At 45.1% G+C, this 19364-nt stretch carries 2 protein-coding genes, 6 tRNA genes and 9 rRNA genes; 15 read left to right on the top strand and 2 right to left on the bottom strand.

From position 1 onward, the window contains the following. The first annotated feature begins 727 nt into the window (after positions 1-727). The 15 genes from ACQY29_RS01025 (at position 728) to rrf (ACQY29_RS00955) (ending at position 17448) form a co-directional block, all read left to right on the top strand. Positions 728-2243 (top strand): 16S ribosomal RNA (locus ACQY29_RS01025). Positions 2244-2375: 132 nt separating this feature from the next. Next, positions 2376-2449 (top strand) — tRNA-Ile (locus tag ACQY29_RS01020). 128 nt (positions 2450-2577) lie between these two features. Further along, a tRNA-Ala gene (locus tag ACQY29_RS01015) sits at positions 2578-2654 on the top strand. Between the two features lie 219 nt (positions 2655-2873). After that, positions 2874-5748: ribosomal RNA gene (locus ACQY29_RS01010) — 23S ribosomal RNA — on the top strand. 180 nt (positions 5749-5928) lie between these two features. Further along, positions 5929-6037, top strand: a 5S ribosomal RNA gene (gene rrf / locus ACQY29_RS01005). Between the two features lie 343 nt (positions 6038-6380). Continuing rightward, positions 6381-7896, top strand: a 16S ribosomal RNA gene (locus ACQY29_RS01000). 108 nt (positions 7897-8004) lie between these two features. Beyond that, positions 8005-8078, top strand: a tRNA-Ile gene (locus ACQY29_RS00995). 158 nt (positions 8079-8236) lie between these two features. Beyond that, positions 8237-8313 (top strand) — tRNA-Ala (locus ACQY29_RS00990). 219 nt (positions 8314-8532) lie between these two features. Further along, positions 8533-11442 (top strand): 23S ribosomal RNA (locus ACQY29_RS00985). A gap of 180 nt (positions 11443-11622) precedes the next feature. Next, positions 11623-11731 (top strand): 5S ribosomal RNA (gene rrf / locus ACQY29_RS00980). A 343-nt stretch (positions 11732-12074) separates the two neighbouring features. Continuing rightward, positions 12075-13590 (top strand): 16S ribosomal RNA (locus ACQY29_RS00975). A 132-nt stretch (positions 13591-13722) separates the two neighbouring features. Continuing rightward, positions 13723-13796: transfer RNA gene (locus ACQY29_RS00970), tRNA-Ile, on the top strand. 158 nt (positions 13797-13954) lie between these two features. Then, positions 13955-14031: transfer RNA gene (locus ACQY29_RS00965), tRNA-Ala, on the top strand. Between the two features lie 219 nt (positions 14032-14250). After that, a 23S ribosomal RNA gene (locus ACQY29_RS00960) occupies positions 14251-17160 on the top strand. A 179-nt stretch (positions 17161-17339) separates the two neighbouring features. Beyond that, positions 17340-17448 (top strand): 5S ribosomal RNA (rrf, locus tag ACQY29_RS00955). Together the 16S, 23S and 5S rRNA genes with 6 tRNA genes alongside form the textbook arrangement of a ribosomal RNA operon. 106 nt (positions 17449-17554) lie before the next feature. Here the strand turns inward: rrf (ACQY29_RS00955) and ACQY29_RS00950 are convergent. Further along, positions 17555-17935 (bottom strand): transposase, encoded by a 381-nt coding sequence (locus ACQY29_RS00950; RefSeq protein WP_428223410.1) that lies wholly within the window; start codon positions 17933-17935, stop codon positions 17555-17557. 93 nt (positions 17936-18028) lie between these two features. After that, complete coding sequence (locus tag ACQY29_RS00945) at positions 18029-19312, bottom strand: UDP-N-acetylmuramoyl-tripeptide--D-alanyl-D-alanine ligase (protein WP_428223409.1); 1284 nt, start codon at positions 19310-19312, stop codon at positions 18029-18031. Positions 19313-19364 lie beyond the last annotated feature (52 nt).

Genomic DNA, 19364 nt, shown 5'->3' with positions numbered 1-19364 from the left:
GTGTCCTCTGTGCTTATCTGTGTTTTATATACGGTTTTCAAATTCGTGTTCATTCGTGTCATTCGTGTTAATATAGGTAAAGTTAATCTGTGTCCTCTGTGCTTCTCTGTGTTTAATATTCGGTTTTCAAATTCGGTTTTCAAATTCGTGCTCCTTCATGTCATTCGTGTTTATATGGGTGAAGTTAATCTGTGTCCTCTGTGCTCCTCTGTGTTTAATATTCGGTTTTCAAATTCGTGTAATTCGTGTCATTCGTGTTTGTTTATAGATAAAGTTAATCTGTGACATCTGTGCTTCTCTGTGTTTTTATGTGTTTCTCTGTGTTTAATATTCGGTTTTTAAAGAAATTTCACGGTTAACTCTTTGGTTTTAAAAGGATAGCAAAAAACTTTTAAAAAAGTCCTTCAAAAGTTTTGGAAAAAAGAAAAAAACGGACGTATCTTTGCACCCGCAACAGCGAAGTTCTTTAAGATAATGTTAAGATGTTTTTAGAAGCTTACTTCAAAAAAAAGTTTTCAAAAAAGTCTTGCAAATTAAAAAAGAAGTTTTACCTTTGCACCCGCTAAGACGCTAAGTCAAAAGCGAAAAAAAGTAAATAAAAAGTTCATAGACATATTGGATTGACAGCACGTTTTAATAGCAATATTAAAACAAATAAAACTTAAGAGAGTAAGAAAACCTAGCCTTCTTTGTCCACAACATTTAGCTGAAAAGCTATAAAAAACATACGATGAAGAGTTTGATCCTGGCTCAGGATGAACGCTAGCGGCAGGCTTAACACATGCAAGTCGAGGGGTAGAAGGAGCTTGCTCCTTTGAGACCGGCGCACGGGTGCGTAACGCGTATGCAATCTACCTTGTACAGGGGGATAGCCCAGAGAAATTTGGATTAATACCCCATAGTATCTTCGGAAGGCATCTTCTGATTATTAAAGTTCCAACGGTACAAGATGAGCATGCGTCCCATTAGCTAGTTGGTGTGGTAACGGCACACCAAGGCAACGATGGGTAGGGGTCCTGAGAGGGAGATCCCCCACACTGGTACTGAGACACGGACCAGACTCCTACGGGAGGCAGCAGTGAGGAATATTGGTCAATGGACGCAAGTCTGAACCAGCCATGCCGCGTGCAGGATGACGGTCCTATGGATTGTAAACTGCTTTTGTACAGGAAGAAACACTCCCTCGTGAGGGAGCTTGACGGTACTGTAAGAATAAGGATCGGCTAACTCCGTGCCAGCAGCCGCGGTAATACGGAGGATCCAAGCGTTATCCGGAATCATTGGGTTTAAAGGGTCCGTAGGCGGTTTTATAAGTCAGTGGTGAAAGCCAGCAGCTCAACTGTTGAACGGCCATTGATACTGTAAGACTTGAATTACTTGGAAGTAACTAGAATATGTAGTGTAGCGGTGAAATGCTTAGAGATTACATGGAATACCAATTGCGAAGGCAGGTTACTACGAGTATATTGACGCTGATGGACGAAAGCGTGGGGAGCGAACAGGATTAGATACCCTGGTAGTCCACGCCGTAAACGATGGATACTAGCTGTTTGGAGCAATCTGAGTGGCTAAGCGAAAGTGATAAGTATCCCACCTGGGGAGTACGCTCGCAAGAGTGAAACTCAAAGGAATTGACGGGGGCCCGCACAAGCGGAGGAGCATGTGGTTTAATTCGATGATACGCGAGGAACCTTACCAAGGCTTAAATGGGAAACGACAGATTTGGAAACAGATCTTTCTTCGGACGTTTTTCAAGGTGCTGCATGGTTGTCGTCAGCTCGTGCCGTGAGGTGTCAGGTTAAGTCCTATAACGAGCGCAACCCCTGTTGCTAGTTGCCAGCGAGTCATGTCGGGAACTCTAGCAAGACTGCCGGTGCAAACCGTGAGGAAGGTGGGGATGACGTCAAATCATCACGGCCCTTACGCCTTGGGCTACACACGTGCTACAATGGACGGTACAGAGAGCAGCCACTACGCAAGTAGGAGCGAATCTATAAAACCGTTCTCAGTTCGGATCGGAGTCTGCAACTCGACTCCGTGAAGCTGGATTCGCTAGTAATCGCAGATCAGCCATGCTGCGGTGAATACGTTCCCGGGCCTTGTACACACCGCCCGTCAAGCCATGGAAGCTGGGGGTACCTGAAGTCGGTGACCGCAAGGAGCTGCCTAGGGTAAAACTGGTAACTAGGGCTAAGTCGTAACAAGGTAGCCGTACCGGAAGGTGCGGCTGGAACACCTCCTTTCTAGAGACAAAAAAAGAAGCTGATTTTAATTAAAAATTAAAGATTCGAAATTAAATTTAATTTTTAATTCCAATTTTTTAATTAAATCTTACTCTCGCTGTTAGTTCAAAACAAAAAAAGCTTAAAATACAGAGTCTCGTAGCTCAGCTGGTTAGAGTACTACACTGATAATGTAGGGGTCGGCAGTTCGAGTCTGCCCGGGACTACTTTTTAAGAGTTATAAATTATAAGTTATAAGTTGAAAAAAAGAGAAAATTTTAAGTTTAAAAGGAAATTCTAGAAGTTGAAAATTCAAAAGTTCTGAATTCTAATTTCTAAATTCTAAATTAAGAATGGGGGATTAGCTCAGCTGGCTAGAGCGCCTGCCTTGCACGCAGGAGGTCATCGGTTCGACTCCGATATTCTCCACCAAATTGATTTGAAAATGAATTGATTTGAAAATTTGAAAATGATGATCATTTTCAAATTAACGAATCTTAAAATCTTCAAATTGAGTAAAGTTCATTGACATATTGAGATAAACATACAAACAAGTAGAAAGAACACTTTAGTAATTAGTAAAGAGTGAATAGTAATTAGTCTTAGGACTAGTCACTAATTACTTAGAGCTAATCACTAAAAAAAAGAAAACAATAAGCAAAATAAGGGCGTATGGGGGATGCCTAGGCTCTCAGAGGCGAAGAAGGACGTGATAAGCTGCGAAAAGCTGCGGGGATTGGCACATACAAGATGATCCGCAGATATCCGAATGGGGCAACCCACTATGTTGAAGACATAGTATCCGATAGGAGGCGAACCCGCTGAACTGAAACATCTAAGTAGGCGGAGGAGAAGAAAACAAAAGTGATTGCGTGAGTAGTGGCGAGCGAAAGCGCAGTAGCCCAAACCAGTGTTGTTACGGCAATGCTGGGGTTGTAGGACCACGATATTTCTTGTAAACTGAATTAGAATAACCTGGAAAGGTTGACCAAAGAGGGTGATAGTCCCGTATAAGTAAGGAATATAAAGAATAGTGGTATCCTGAGTAGGGCGGGGCACGTGAAACCCTGTCTGAATCTGGCGGGACCATCCGCTAAGGCTAAATACTCCTGAGAGACCGATAGTGAACCAGTACTGTGAAGGAAAGGTGAAAAGAACCGTGAATAACGGAGTGAAATAGAACCTGAAACCATACGCCTACAAGCGGTCGGAGCAGCATAAGCTGTGACGGCGTGCCTTTTGCATAATGAGCCTACGAGTTACCGTTGCTGGCAAGGTTAAGTGATTAAGTCACGGATCCGTAGCGAAAGCGAGTCTGAATAGGGCGCTTGAGTCAGTAGTGGTAGACGCGAAACCGTGTGATCTACCCATGGACAGGATGAAGCTGTGGTAACACATAGTGGAGGTCCGAACCCGTTGACGTTGAAAAGTCTTGGGATGATCTGTGGGTAGGGGTGAAAGGCCAATCAAACTCGGAAATAGCTCGTACTCCCCGAAATGCATTTAGGTGCAGCGCTGTGGTCTAGTTATATAGAGGTAGAGCTACTGATTGGATGCGGGGGCTTCACCGCCTACCAATTCCTGACAAACTCCGAATGCTATATAATATACACAGCAGTGAGGGCTTGGGTGCTAAGGTCCAAGTCCGAGAGGGAAAGAACCCAGACCATCAGCTAAGGTCCCCAAATGTATGCTAAGTTGATCAAACGCGGTTTGATTGCATCGACAGCTAGGATGTTGGCTTGGAAGCAGCCATTCATTTAAAGAGTGCGTAACAGCTCACTAGTCGAGCGATCGAGCATGGATAATAATCGGGCATAAGCATACTACCGAAGCTATGGATTTGTACACTGTACAAGTGGTAGGGGAGCATTCTAACATCGCTGAAGGTGTCTCGTGAGGGATGCTGGAGAGGTTAGAAAAGAAAATGTAGGCATAAGTAACGATAAGGGGTGCGAGAAACACCCCCGCCGCAAAACTAAGGTTTCCGCAGCTATGCTAATCAGCTGCGGGTTAGTCGGGTCCTAAGGCGAATCCGAAAGGAACAGTCGATGGCCAACGGGTTAATATTCCCGTACTACTTATAATTGTGATGGAGTGACGCAGTGGTGAAAGTACCGCGAACTGACGGAATAGTTCGTTAAAGCACATAGCTATAGGCCCGGTAGGCAAATCCGCTGGGACTGGTGAAATGCGATAGTACTCGGAGTCTTCGGACAATGGGATAGTGTACCTAAAGGCTGCCAAGAAAACCTTCTAAACTTAGATTATAAGTACCCGTACCGTAAACCGACACAGGTAGTTGAGGAGAGTATCCTAAGGCGCTCGAGAGATTCATGGCTAAGGAATTAGGCAAAATAGACCTGTAACTTCGGGAGAAAGGTCGCCAGCGCAAGCTGGCCGCAGTGAAAAGGTCCAGGCGACTGTTTATCAAAAACACAGGGCTCTGCAAAATCGTAAGATGAAGTATAGGGCCTGACACCTGCCCGGTGCTGGAAGGTTAAGAGGAGATGTTATCTTCGGAGAAGCATTGAATTGAAGCCCCAGTAAACGGCGGCCGTAACTATAACGGTCCTAAGGTAGCGAAATTCCTTGTCGGGTAAGTTCCGACCTGCACGAATGGTGTAACGATCTGGACACTGTCTCAGCCATGAGCTCGGTGAAATTGTAGTATCGGTGAAGATGCCGATTACCCGCAGTGGGACGAAAAGACCCTGTGCACCTTTACTATAGCTTAGTATTGGTCTTGGATAAGTGATGTGTAGGATAGGTGGGAGACTATGAAATGGCGTCGCCAGGCGTTGTGGAGTCATTGTTGAAATACCACCCTTTGCTTATCTGAGATCTAACCCGCCCCTGGCGGGGACATTGCTTGGTGGGTAGTTTGACTGGGGTGGTCGCCTCCAAAAGAGTAACGGAGGCTTCTAAAGGTTCCCTCAGCACGCTTGGTAACCGTGCGTAGAGTGCAATGGCATAAGGGAGCTTGACTGAGAGACATACAGGTCGATCAGGTACGAAAGTAGAGCATAGTGATCCGGTGGTTCCGCATGGAAGGGCCATCGCTCAAAGGATAAAAGGTACGCCGGGGATAACAGGCTGATCTCCCCCAAGAGCTCATATCGACGGGGGGGTTTGGCACCTCGATGTCGGCTCGTCACATCCTGGGGCTGGAGAAGGTCCCAAGGGTTGGGCTGTTCGCCCATTAAAGTGGCACGCGAGCTGGGTTCAGAACGTCGTGAGACAGTTCGGTCTCTATCTACTGTGGGCGTTAGAAATTTGAGTGGATCTGACTCTAGTACGAGAGGACCGAGTTGGACCAACCGCTGGTGTATCTGTTGTTCCGCCAGGAGCACCGCAGAGTAGCTACGTTGGGAAGGGATAAGCGCTGAAAGCATATAAGCGCGAAACCCACCACAAGATGAGATTTCTTTTAAGGGTCGTGGAAGATGACCACGTTGATAGGCTATAGATGTAAAGGCAGTAATGTCACAGTCAAGTAGTACTAATAACCCGTAAGCTTATTGTAAGAGCCCCCTAACCCCGCCGAGGCGGGGAACCTCAGGGGGCTCGTAAAATTCTTTCCAAATTGAATATTTATCTCAATATGTTAAAATATAGCAGCAAAGCTGCGTTTGAAGTTCCAAGTTTAAAGTTCCAAGTTGTCTAACTTGAAACAAATAAAACTTGAAACCCCAAACCAAAACCTTAAGGTGGTTATTGCGGCGGGGCTCACCTCTTCCCATTTCGAACAGAGAAGTTAAGCCCGCCTGCGCCGATGGTACTGCATCCTGTGGGAGAGTAGGTCGCTGCCTTTCTTTATTCCAAAAATATATTGGAATCTAACATAAAATTCCCCTGCAACTCAGGGGATTTTTTATCTCAGCAAAGCAAGTACGTTCCTTTTACTATTGAAATCCAGAGTTTTTAAATTTTTGAAAAAAAAAGTAAAAAAACACTTGGAAATGCTAAAAGAAACACTACCTTTGCGCCCGCTAAGACGATAAGTCAAAAGCGAAAAAAAAGTAAATAAAAAGTTCATAGACATATTGGATTGACAGCACGTTTTAATAGGAATATTAAAACAAATAAAATTTAAGAGAGTAAGAAAACCTAGCCTTCTTTGTCCACAACATTTAGCTGAAAAGCTATAAAAAACATACGATGAAGAGTTTGATCCTGGCTCAGGATGAACGCTAGCGGCAGGCTTAACACATGCAAGTCGAGGGGTAGAAGGAGCTTGCTCCTTTGAGACCGGCGCACGGGTGCGTAACGCGTATGCAATCTACCTTGTACAGGGGGATAGCCCAGAGAAATTTGGATTAATACCCCATAGTATCTTCGGAAGGCATCTTCTGATTATTAAAGTTCCAACGGTACAAGATGAGCATGCGTCCCATTAGCTAGTTGGTGTGGTAACGGCACACCAAGGCAACGATGGGTAGGGGTCCTGAGAGGGAGATCCCCCACACTGGTACTGAGACACGGACCAGACTCCTACGGGAGGCAGCAGTGAGGAATATTGGTCAATGGACGCAAGTCTGAACCAGCCATGCCGCGTGCAGGATGACGGTCCTATGGATTGTAAACTGCTTTTGTACAGGAAGAAACACTCCCTCGTGAGGGAGCTTGACGGTACTGTAAGAATAAGGATCGGCTAACTCCGTGCCAGCAGCCGCGGTAATACGGAGGATCCAAGCGTTATCCGGAATCATTGGGTTTAAAGGGTCCGTAGGCGGTTTTATAAGTCAGTGGTGAAATCTGGTCGCTCAACGATCAAACGGCCATTGATACTGTAAGACTTGAATTACTTGGAAGTAACTAGAATATGTAGTGTAGCGGTGAAATGCTTAGAGATTACATGGAATACCAATTGCGAAGGCAGGTTACTACGAGTATATTGACGCTGATGGACGAAAGCGTGGGGAGCGAACAGGATTAGATACCCTGGTAGTCCACGCCGTAAACGATGGATACTAGCTGTTTGGAGCAATCTGAGTGGCTAAGCGAAAGTGATAAGTATCCCACCTGGGGAGTACGCTCGCAAGAGTGAAACTCAAAGGAATTGACGGGGGCCCGCACAAGCGGAGGAGCATGTGGTTTAATTCGATGATACGCGAGGAACCTTACCAAGGCTTAAATGGGAAACGACAGATTTGGAAACAGATCTTTCTTCGGACGTTTTTCAAGGTGCTGCATGGTTGTCGTCAGCTCGTGCCGTGAGGTGTCAGGTTAAGTCCTATAACGAGCGCAACCCCTGTTGCTAGTTGCCAGCGAGTCATGTCGGGAACTCTAGCAAGACTGCCGGTGCAAACCGTGAGGAAGGTGGGGATGACGTCAAATCATCACGGCCCTTACGCCTTGGGCTACACACGTGCTACAATGGACGGTACAGAGAGCAGCCACTACGCAAGTAGGAGCGAATCTATAAAACCGTTCTCAGTTCGGATCGGAGTCTGCAACTCGACTCCGTGAAGCTGGATTCGCTAGTAATCGCAGATCAGCCATGCTGCGGTGAATACGTTCCCGGGCCTTGTACACACCGCCCGTCAAGCCATGGAAGCTGGGGGTACCTGAAGTCGGTGACCGCAAGGAGCTGCCTAGGGTAAAACTGGTAACTAGGGCTAAGTCGTAACAAGGTAGCCGTACCGGAAGGTGCGGCTGGAACACCTCCTTTCTAGAGACAAAAAAAGAAACTAGACTATTCTAAAATCTGAATTCTAAATTCTGAAATTAGAATCTTACTCTCGCTGTTAGTTCAAAACAAAAAAAGCTTAAAATACAGAGTCTCGTAGCTCAGCTGGTTAGAGTACTACACTGATAATGTAGGGGTCGGCAGTTCGAGTCTGCCCGGGACTACTTTTTAAATGATTTCAGATTTAAGATATTAGATTTGAGATTTAAGAAGTAAAAATTTTAAGATAAATGGAAATTCTAGAGTTGACAAATCACGTTACTCATTTGGATGTAAGGTAAAGTTACTGAAAACTGAAAACTGAACACTGCCAACTGAAAACGGGGGATTAGCTCAGCTGGCTAGAGCGCCTGCCTTGCACGCAGGAGGTCATCGGTTCGACTCCGATATTCTCCACCAAATTGATTTGAAAATGAATTGATTTGAGAATTTGAAAATGATTATCATTTTCAAATTAACGAATCTTAAAATCTTCAAATTGAGTAAAGTTCATTGACATATTGAGATAAACATACAAACAAGTAGAAAGAACACTTTAGTAATTAGTAAAGAGTGAATAGTAATTAGTCTTAGGACTAGTCACTAATTACTTAGAGCTAATCACTAAAAAAAAGAAAACAATAAGCAAAATAAGGGCGTATGGGGGATGCCTAGGCTCTCAGAGGCGAAGAAGGACGTGATAAGCTGCGAAAAGCTGCGGGGATTGGCACATACAAGATGATCCGCAGATATCCGAATGGGGCAACCCACTATGTTGAAGACATAGTATCCGATAGGAGGCGAACCCGCTGAACTGAAACATCTAAGTAGGCGGAGGAGAAGAAAACAAAAGTGATTGCGTGAGTAGTGGCGAGCGAAAGCGCAGTAGCCCAAACCAGTGTTGTTACGGCAATGCTGGGGTTGTAGGACCACAATATTTCTTGTAAACTGAATTAGAATAACCTGGAAAGGTTGACCAAAGAGGGTGATAGTCCCGTATAAGTAAGGAATATAAAGAATAGTGGTATCCTGAGTAGGGCGGGGCACGTGAAACCCTGTCTGAATCTAGCGGGACCATCCGCTAAGGCTAAATACTCCTGAGAGACCGATAGTGAACCAGTACTGTGAAGGAAAGGTGAAAAGAACCGTGAATAACGGAGTGAAATAGAACCTGAAACCATACGCCTACAAGCGGTCGGAGCAGCATAAGTTGTGACGGCGTGCCTTTTGCATAATGAGCCTACGAGTTACCGTTGCTGGCAAGGTTAAGTGATTAAGTCACGGATCCGTAGCGAAAGCGAGTCTGAATAGGGCGAGATTCAATCCTCGGGATTGAAAGCGTATTTATACGCTGAGTCAGTAGTGGTAGACGCGAAACCGTGTGATCTACCCATGGACAGGATGAAGCTGTGGTAACACATAGTGGAGGTCCGAACCCGTTGACGTTGAAAAGTCTTGGGATGATCTGTGGGTAGGGGTGAAAGGCCAATCAAACTCGGAAATAGCTCGTACTCCCCGAAATGCATTTAGGTGCAGCGCTGTGGTCTAGTTATATAGAGGTAGAGCTACTGATTGGATGCGGGGGCTTCACCGCCTACCAATTCCTGACAAACTCCGAATGCTATATAATATACACAGCAGTGAGGGCTTGGGTGCTAAGGTCCAAGTCCGAGAGGGAAAGAACCCAGACCATCAGCTAAGGTCCCCAAATGTATGCTAAGTTGATCAAACGCGGTTTGATTGCATCGACAGCTAGGATGTTGGCTTGGAAGCAGCCATTCATTTAAAGAGTGCGTAACAGCTCACTAGTCGAGCGATCGAGCATGGATAATAATCGGGCATAAGCATACTACCGAAGCTATGGATTTGTACACTGTACAAGTGGTAGGGGAGCATTCTAACATCGCTGAAGGTGTCTCGTGAGGGATGCTGGAGAGGTTAGAAAAGAAAATGTAGGCATAAGTAACGATAAGGGGTGCGAGAAACACCCCCGCCGCAAAACTAAGGTTTCCGCAGCTATGCTAATCAGCTGCGGGTTAGTCGGGTCCTAAGGCGAATCCGAAAGGAACAGTCGATGGCCAACGGGTTAATATTCCCGTACTACTTATAATTGTGATGGAGTGACGCAGTGGTGAAAGTACCGCGAACTGACGGAATAGTTCGTTAAAGCACATAGCTATAGGCCCGGTAGGCAAATCCGCTGGGACTGGTGAAATGCGATAGTACTCGGAGTCTTCGGACAATGGGATAGTGTACCTAAAGGCTGCCAAGAAAACCTTCTAAACTTAGATTATAAGTACCCGTACCGTAAACCGACACAGGTAGTTGAGGAGAGTATCCTAAGGCGCTCGAGAGATTCATGGCTAAGGAATTAGGCAAAATAGACCTGTAACTTCGGGAGAAAGGTCGCCAGCGCAAGCTGGCCGCAGTGAAAAGGTCCAGGCGACTGTTTATCAAAAACACAGGGCTCTGCAAAATCGTAAGATGAAGTATAGGGCCTGACACCTGCCCGGTGCTGGAAGGTTAAGAGGAGATGTTATCTTCGGAGAAGCATTGAATTGAAGCCCCAGTAAACGGCGGCCGTAACTATAACGGTCCTAAGGTAGCGAAATTCCTTGTCGGGTAAGTTCCGACCTGCACGAATGGTGTAACGATCTGGACACTGTCTCAGCCATGAGCTCGGTGAAATTGTAGTATCGGTGAAGATGCCGATTACCCGCAGTGGGACGAAAAGACCCTGTGCACCTTTACTATAGCTTAGTATTGGTCTTGGATAAGTGATGTGTAGGATAGGTGGGAGACTATGAAATGGCGTCGCCAGGCGTTGTGGAGTCATTGTTGAAATACCACCCTTTGCTTATCTGAGATCTAACCCGCCCTTGGTGGGGACATTGCTTGGTGGGTAGTTTGACTGGGGTGGTCGCCTCCAAAAGAGTAACGGAGGCTTCTAAAGGTTCCCTCAGCACGCTTGGTAACCGTGCGTAGAGTGCAATGGCATAAGGGAGCTTGACTGAGAGACATACAGGTCGATCAGGTACGAAAGTAGAGCATAGTGATCCGGTGGTTCCGCATGGAAGGGCCATCGCTCAAAGGATAAAAGGTACGCCGGGGATAACAGGCTGATCTCCCCCAAGAGCTCATATCGACGGGGGGGTTTGGCACCTCGATGTCGGCTCGTCACATCCTGGGGCTGGAGAAGGTCCCAAGGGTTGGGCTGTTCGCCCATTAAAGTGGCACGCGAGCTGGGTTCAGAACGTCGTGAGACAGTTCGGTCTCTATCTACTGTGGGCGTTAGAAATTTGAGTGGATCTGACTCTAGTACGAGAGGACCGAGTTGGACCAACCGCTGGTGTATCTGTTGTTCCGCCAGGAGCACCGCAGAGTAGCTACGTTGGGAAGGGATAAGCGCTGAAAGCATATAAGCGCGAAACCCACCACAAGATGAGATTTCTTTTAAGGGTCGTGGAAGATGACCACGTTGATAGGCTATAGATGTAAAGGCAGTAATGTCACAGTCAAGTAGTACTAATAACCCGTAAGCTTATTGTAAGAGCCCCCTAACCCCGCCGAGGCGGGGAACCTCAGGGGGCTCGTAAAATTCTTTCCAAATTGAATATTTATCTCAATATGTTAAAATATAGCAGCAAAGCTGCGTTTGAAGTTCCAAGTTTAAAGTTCCAAGTTGTCTAACTTGAAACAAATAAAACTTGAAACCCCAAACCAAAACCTTAAGGTGGTTATTGCGGCGGGGCTCACCTCTTCCCATTTCGAACAGAGAAGTTAAGCCCGCCTGCGCCGATGGTACTGCATCCTGTGGGAGAGTAGGTCGCTGCCTTTCTTTATTCCAAAAATATATTGGAATCTAACATAAAATTCCCCTGCAACTCAGGGGATTTTTTATCTCAGCAAAGCAAGTACGTTCCTTTTACTATTGAAATCCAGAGTTTTTAAATTTTTGAAAAAAAAAGTAAAAAAACACTTGGAAATGCTAAAAGAAACACTACCTTTGCGCCCGCTAAGACGATAAGTCAAAAGCGAAAAAAAAGTAAATAAAAAGTTCATAGACATATTGGATTGACAGCACGTTTTAATAGGAATATTAAAACAAATAAAATTTAAGAGAGTAAGAAAACCTAGCCTTCTTTGTCCACAACATTTAGCTGAAAAGCTATAAAAAACATACGATGAAGAGTTTGATCCTGGCTCAGGATGAACGCTAGCGGCAGGCTTAACACATGCAAGTCGAGGGGTAGAAGGAGCTTGCTCCTTTGAGACCGGCGCACGGGTGCGTAACGCGTATGCAATCTACCTTGTACAGGGGGATAGCCCAGAGAAATTTGGATTAATACCCCATAGTATCTTCGGAAGGCATCTTCTGATTATTAAAGTTCCAACGGTACAAGATGAGCATGCGTCCCATTAGCTAGTTGGTGTGGTAACGGCACACCAAGGCAACGATGGGTAGGGGTCCTGAGAGGGAGATCCCCCACACTGGTACTGAGACACGGACCAGACTCCTACGGGAGGCAGCAGTGAGGAATATTGGTCAATGGACGCAAGTCTGAACCAGCCATGCCGCGTGCAGGATGACGGTCCTATGGATTGTAAACTGCTTTTGTACAGGAAGAAACACTCCCTCGTGAGGGAGCTTGACGGTACTGTAAGAATAAGGATCGGCTAACTCCGTGCCAGCAGCCGCGGTAATACGGAGGATCCAAGCGTTATCCGGAATCATTGGGTTTAAAGGGTCCGTAGGCGGTTTTATAAGTCAGTGGTGAAATCTGGTCGCTCAACGATCAAACGGCCATTGATACTGTAAGACTTGAATTACTTGGAAGTAACTAGAATATGTAGTGTAGCGGTGAAATGCTTAGAGATTACATGGAATACCAATTGCGAAGGCAGGTTACTACGAGTATATTGACGCTGATGGACGAAAGCGTGGGGAGCGAACAGGATTAGATACCCTGGTAGTCCACGCCGTAAACGATGGATACTAGCTGTTTGGAGCAATCTGAGTGGCTAAGCGAAAGTGATAAGTATCCCACCTGGGGAGTACGCTCGCAAGAGTGAAACTCAAAGGAATTGACGGGGGCCCGCACAAGCGGAGGAGCATGTGGTTTAATTCGATGATACGCGAGGAACCTTACCAAGGCTTAAATGGGAAACGACAGATTTGGAAACAGATCTTTCTTCGGACGTTTTTCAAGGTGCTGCATGGTTGTCGTCAGCTCGTGCCGTGAGGTGTCAGGTTAAGTCCTATAACGAGCGCAACCCCTGTTGCTAGTTGCCAGCGAGTCATGTCGGGAACTCTAGCAAGACTGCCGGTGCAAACCGTGAGGAAGGTGGGGATGACGTCAAATCATCACGGCCCTTACGCCTTGGGCTACACACGTGCTACAATGGACGGTACAGAGAGCAGCCACTACGCAAGTAGGAGCGAATCTATAAAACCGTTCTCAGTTCGGATCGGAGTCTGCAACTCGACTCCGTGAAGCTGGATTCGCTAGTAATCGCAGATCAGCCATGCTGCGGTGAATACGTTCCCGGGCCTTGTACACACCGCCCGTCAAGCCATGGAAGCTGGGGGTACCTGAAGTCGGTGACCGCAAGGAGCTGCCTAGGGTAAAACTGGTAACTAGGGCTAAGTCGTAACAAGGTAGCCGTACCGGAAGGTGCGGCTGGAACACCTCCTTTCTAGAGACAAAAAAAGAAGCTGATTTTAATTAAAAATTAAAGATTCGAAATTAAATTTAATTTTTAATTCCAATTTTTTAATTAAATCTTACTCTCGCTGTTAGTTCAAAACAAAAAAAGCTTAAAATACAGAGTCTCGTAGCTCAGCTGGTTAGAGTACTACACTGATAATGTAGGGGTCGGCAGTTCGAGTCTGCCCGGGACTACTTTTTAAATGATTTCAGATTTAAGATATTAGATTTGAGATTTAAGAAGTAAAAATTTTAAGATAAAAGGAAATTCTAGAGTTGACAAATCACGTTACTCATTTGGATGTAAGGTAAAGTTACTGAAAACTGAAAACTGAACACTGCCAACTGAAAACGGGGGATTAGCTCAGCTGGCTAGAGCGCCTGCCTTGCACGCAGGAGGTCATCGGTTCGACTCCGATATTCTCCACCAAATTGATTTGAAAATGAATTGATTTGAGAATTTGAAAATGATTATCATTTTCAAATTAACGAATCTTAAAATCTTCAAATTGAGTAAAGTTCATTGACATATTGAGATAAACATACAAACAAGTAGAAAGAACACTTTAGTAATTAGTAAAGAGTGAATAGTAATTAGTCTTAGGACTAGTCACTAATTACTTAGAGCTAATCACTAAAAAAAAGAAAACAATAAGCAAAATAAGGGCGTATGGGGGATGCCTAGGCTCTCAGAGGCGAAGAAGGACGTGATAAGCTGCGAAAAGCTGCGGGGATTGGCACATACAAGATGATCCGCAGATATCCGAATGGGGCAACCCACTATGTTGAAGACATAGTATCCGATAGGAGGCGAACCCGCTGAACTGAAACATCTAAGTAGGCGGAGGAGAAGAAAACAAAAGTGATTGCGTGAGTAGTGGCGAGCGAAAGCGCAGTAGCCCAAACCAGTGTTGTTACGGCAATGCTGGGGTTGTAGGACCACAATATTTCTTGTAAACTGAATTAGAATAACCTGGAAAGGTTGACCAAAGAGGGTGATAGTCCCGTATAAGTAAGGAATATAAAGAATAGTGGTATCCTGAGTAGGGCGGGGCACGTGAAACCCTGTCTGAATCTAGCGGGACCATCCGCTAAGGCTAAATACTCCTGAGAGACCGATAGTGAACCAGTACTGTGAAGGAAAGGTGAAAAGAACCGTGAATAACGGAGTGAAATAGAACCTGAAACCATACGCCTACAAGCGGTCGGAGCAGCATAAGCTGTGACGGCGTGCCTTTTGCATAATGAGCCTACGAGTTACCGTTGCTGGCAAGGTTAAGTGATTAAGTCACGGATCCGTAGCGAAAGCGAGTCTGAATAGGGCGAGATTCAATCCTCGGGATTGAAAGCGTATTTATACGCTGAGTCAGTAGTGGTAGACGCGAAACCGTGTGATCTACCCATGGACAGGATGAAGCTGTGGTAACACATAGTGGAGGTCCGAACCCGTTGACGTTGAAAAGTCTTGGGATGATCTGTGGGTAGGGGTGAAAGGCCAATCAAACTCGGAAATAGCTCGTACTCCCCGAAATGCATTTAGGTGCAGCGCTGTGGTCTAGTTATATAGAGGTAGAGCTACTGATTGGATGCGGGGGCTTCACCGCCTACCAATTCCTGACAAACTCCGAATGCTATATAATATACACAGCAGTGAGGGCTTGGGTGCTAAGGTCCAAGTCCGAGAGGGAAAGAACCCAGACCATCAGCTAAGGTCCCCAAATGTATGCTAAGTTGATCAAACGCGGTTTGATTGCATCGACAGCTAGGATGTTGGCTTGGAAGCAGCCATTCATTTAAAGAGTGCGTAACAGCTCACTAGTCGAGCGATCGAGCATGGATAATAATCGGGCATAAGCATACTACCGAAGCTATGGATTTGTACACTGTACAAGTGGTAGGGGAGCATTCTAACATCGCTGAAGGTGTCTCGTGAGGGATGCTGGAGAGGTTAGAAAAGAAAATGTAGGCATAAGTAACGATAAGGGGTGCGAGAAACACCCCCGCCGCAAAACTAAGGTTTCCGCAGCTATGCTAATCAGCTGCGGGTTAGTCGGGTCCTAAGGCGAATCCGAAAGGAACAGTCGATGGCCAACGGGTTAATATTCCCGTACTACTTATAATTGTGATGGAGTGACGCAGTGGTGAAAGTACCGCGAACTGACGGAATAGTTCGTTAAAGCACATAGCTATAGGCCCGGTAGGCAAATCCGCTGGGACTGGTGAAATGCGATAGTACTCGGAGTCTTCGGACAATGGGATAGTGTACCTAAAGGCTGCCAAGAAAACCTTCTAAACTTAGATTATAAGTACCCGTACCGTAAACCGACACAGGTAGTTGAGGAGAGTATCCTAAGGCGCTCGAGAGATTCATGGCTAAGGAATTAGGCAAAATAGACCTGTAACTTCGGGAGAAAGGTCGCCAGCGCAAGCTGGCCGCAGTGAAAAGGTCCAGGCGACTGTTTATCAAAAACACAGGGCTCTGCAAAATCGTAAGATGAAGTATAGGGCCTGACACCTGCCCGGTGCTGGAAGGTTAAGAGGAGATGTTATCTTCGGAGAAGCATTGAATTGAAGCCCCAGTAAACGGCGGCCGTAACTATAACGGTCCTAAGGTAGCGAAATTCCTTGTCGGGTAAGTTCCGACCTGCACGAATGGTGTAACGATCTGGACACTGTCTCAGCCATGAGCTCGGTGAAATTGTAGTATCGGTGAAGATGCCGATTACCCGCAGTGGGACGAAAAGACCCTGTGCACCTTTACTATAGCTTAGTATTGGTCTTGGATAAGTGATGTGTAGGATAGGTGGGAGACTATGAAATGGCGTCGCCAGGCGTTGTGGAGTCATTGTTGAAATACCACCCTTTGCTTATCTGAGATCTAACCCGCCCTTGGTGGGGACATTGCTTGGTGGGTAGTTTGACTGGGGTGGTCGCCTCCAAAAGAGTAACGGAGGCTTCTAAAGGTTCCCTCAGCACGCTTGGTAACCGTGCGTAGAGTGCAATGGCATAAGGGAGCTTGACTGAGAGACATACAGGTCGATCAGGTACGAAAGTAGAGCATAGTGATCCGGTGGTTCCGCATGGAAGGGCCATCGCTCAAAGGATAAAAGGTACGCCGGGGATAACAGGCTGATCTCCCCCAAGAGCTCATATCGACGGGGGGGTTTGGCACCTCGATGTCGGCTCGTCACATCCTGGGGCTGGAGAAGGTCCCAAGGGTTGGGCTGTTCGCCCATTAAAGTGGCACGCGAGCTGGGTTCAGAACGTCGTGAGACAGTTCGGTCTCTATCTACTGTGGGCGTTAGAAATTTGAGTGGATCTGACTCTAGTACGAGAGGACCGAGTTGGACCAACCGCTGGTGTATCTGTTGTTCCGCCAGGAGCACCGCAGAGTAGCTACGTTGGGAAGGGATAAGCGCTGAAAGCATATAAGCGCGAAACCCACCACAAGATGAGATTTCTTTTAAGGGTCGTGGAAGATGACCACGTTGATAGGCTATAGATGTAAAGGCAGTAATGTCACAGTCAAGTAGTACTAATAACCCGTAAGCTTATTGTAGAGCCCCCTAACCCCGCCGAGGCGGAGAACCTCAGGGGGCTCGTAAAATTCTTTCCAAATTGAATATTTATCTCAATATGTTAAAATATAGCAGCAAAGCTGCGTTTGAAGTTCCAAGTTTAAAGTTCCAAGTTGTCTAACTTGAAACAAATAAAACTTGAAACCCCAAACCAAAACCTTAAGGTGGTTATTGCGGCGGGGCTCACCTCTTCCCATTTCGAACAGAGAAGTTAAGCCCGCCTGCGCCGATGGTACTGCATCCTGTGGGAGAGTAGGTCGCTGCCTTTCTTTAGAAACCCTTCATCCGAAACGATGAAGGGTTTTTTGTTTTATACGCATTTGTGCTATCAAACCGAAATCACGGATCAAGTCCAAAACCTGTGGATTTGATAAATTAGGCATATAAATTTGTAAGTCTAAAAAGAAAGAATTCTATGTTTCTTACGCCTCTAAATTTACTTCTAAAAGCCTTTATTTTTGCATTAAAAGATTCGGCTGAAGCATTGGTACTTCTGTTGTCAAAGTAATTTAGTATTGTTTTATAATGATTTGTTATTGTTCTTGATATTGTATTGAATGATTTAAAATTTGATTGACTTACTTTTTCGTGCCATTTTGCCAATTTTGTATATGCGTAAAGTTTGTTTGTTGTATTTTGAAAGATGTTAGCCAGTTCTATCGAAAGTTGATAAGCAAGTTTTAAATCACGCGTGAGCGGGCGTAGCAAGCTACCGTGTAGCGCGAAGCACGCGACCCGCCGAAAGAGGAAACTCACGCCAAAGGCTGACGAAAGTTTTGTTTGAGGCGGGGCACGCCCAAAAAAAAATCCTCAAAACTAATTTGAGGATTCCGTATGAAATGTATTGGTTTAAAGTTTTTCTAGTATTCTTTCGAGTGCCATACCTCTTGAACCTTTGATGAGGATGGTTTTGTTTGTAATGGGGTCTAATATGTGATTTAGGAAATCTTCATACGATTCGAAATAATTGAGGTGTGGCTGTTCGATTTTGGAGGTATAAAAATCTTTGCCTATAAAATAGAATTGGATATTTGTTGTGTTAACGATGCTTTCTATAATTTTTTTGTGCTCGTCTAAGCTTTCGTTACCAAGCTCGAACATATCACCTAAAAAAGCGATTTTAGAGCCGTCTAGTTGTTGGAAATTGGTTAGAGCGGCAGCCATGCTACTTGGGTTGGCATTATAAGCATCTAAGATGATTTTATTGCTGTTTTTTTCGATAAGTTGCGAGCGATTGTTGTTTGGGATATAATTTTCGATGGCATCCTTAATTTCAGAATCAGCAACGTTGAAATATTTCCCGATGGTAATCGCTGCATTGATATTATTAGCGTTGTAAATGCCGATAAGGTGTGAATTTATGCTCGTATTGTTGTAGTTTATGGTTGCTAAAGGATTTGCTGAGCAGTTTGAGATATAAACATTTGGTTTATTCTCTATGTTTGTGCTGAAACTGTATCGATTGGCTGTTGAAGTTTTAGTAAGCTGTATAGGGTCGTCAGCGTTGATGAAAATGGTTTTATGATTCTGGATAAGATAGTCGTACATTTCGCTTTTGCCTTTGATAACTCCTTCGATGCCTCCAAAACCTTCTAAGTGTGCTTTGCCAAAATTAGTGATGTAACCAAAATCAGGTTCGGCGATGGCACACAATAATTCAATTTCTTTTTGATGATTAGCACCCATTTCAACGATAGCGATATCCGTGTCTTCTTTGATAGAAAGTAACGTTAATGGAACACCAATGTGATTGTTTAGGTTACCTATTGTAGCAATCGTTTTGTACTTTTTAGAAAGCACTACGTTTATTAATTCCTTAGTAGTTGTTTTTCCGTTGCTGCCTGTGAGTGCAATTACGGGAAGTCCTAATTGATTGCGATGGTAATTAGCAAGTTCTTGTAATGTTTGTAAGACATTGTTAACAAGAAACATTTTATTTTCGTCGGTTAAGTATTTTTTTTCATCAATAACGGCAAAGAGTGCGCCTTTATTTAAGGCTTCTTGAGCAAATTCGTTAGCATTGAAATTATCTCCTTTTAATGCAAAAAAGAAGCTGTTTGGAGTTATCTTTCTTGTGTCGGTAGTTATGCCGTCACATTGTAAAAAACATTGGTATAATTCTTCTATTCTCATAAGACGAAGGTAATAAAAAATAAAATCCCGCAAAAGCGGGATTTTAAGTTGA

The organism is Flavobacterium sp., assembly GCF_965262375.1.
In the GTDB taxonomy this organism is placed as follows: Bacteria; Bacteroidota; Bacteroidia; order Flavobacteriales; family Flavobacteriaceae; genus Flavobacterium.
This window is presented reverse-complemented; position numbering and strand designations above follow the sequence as displayed.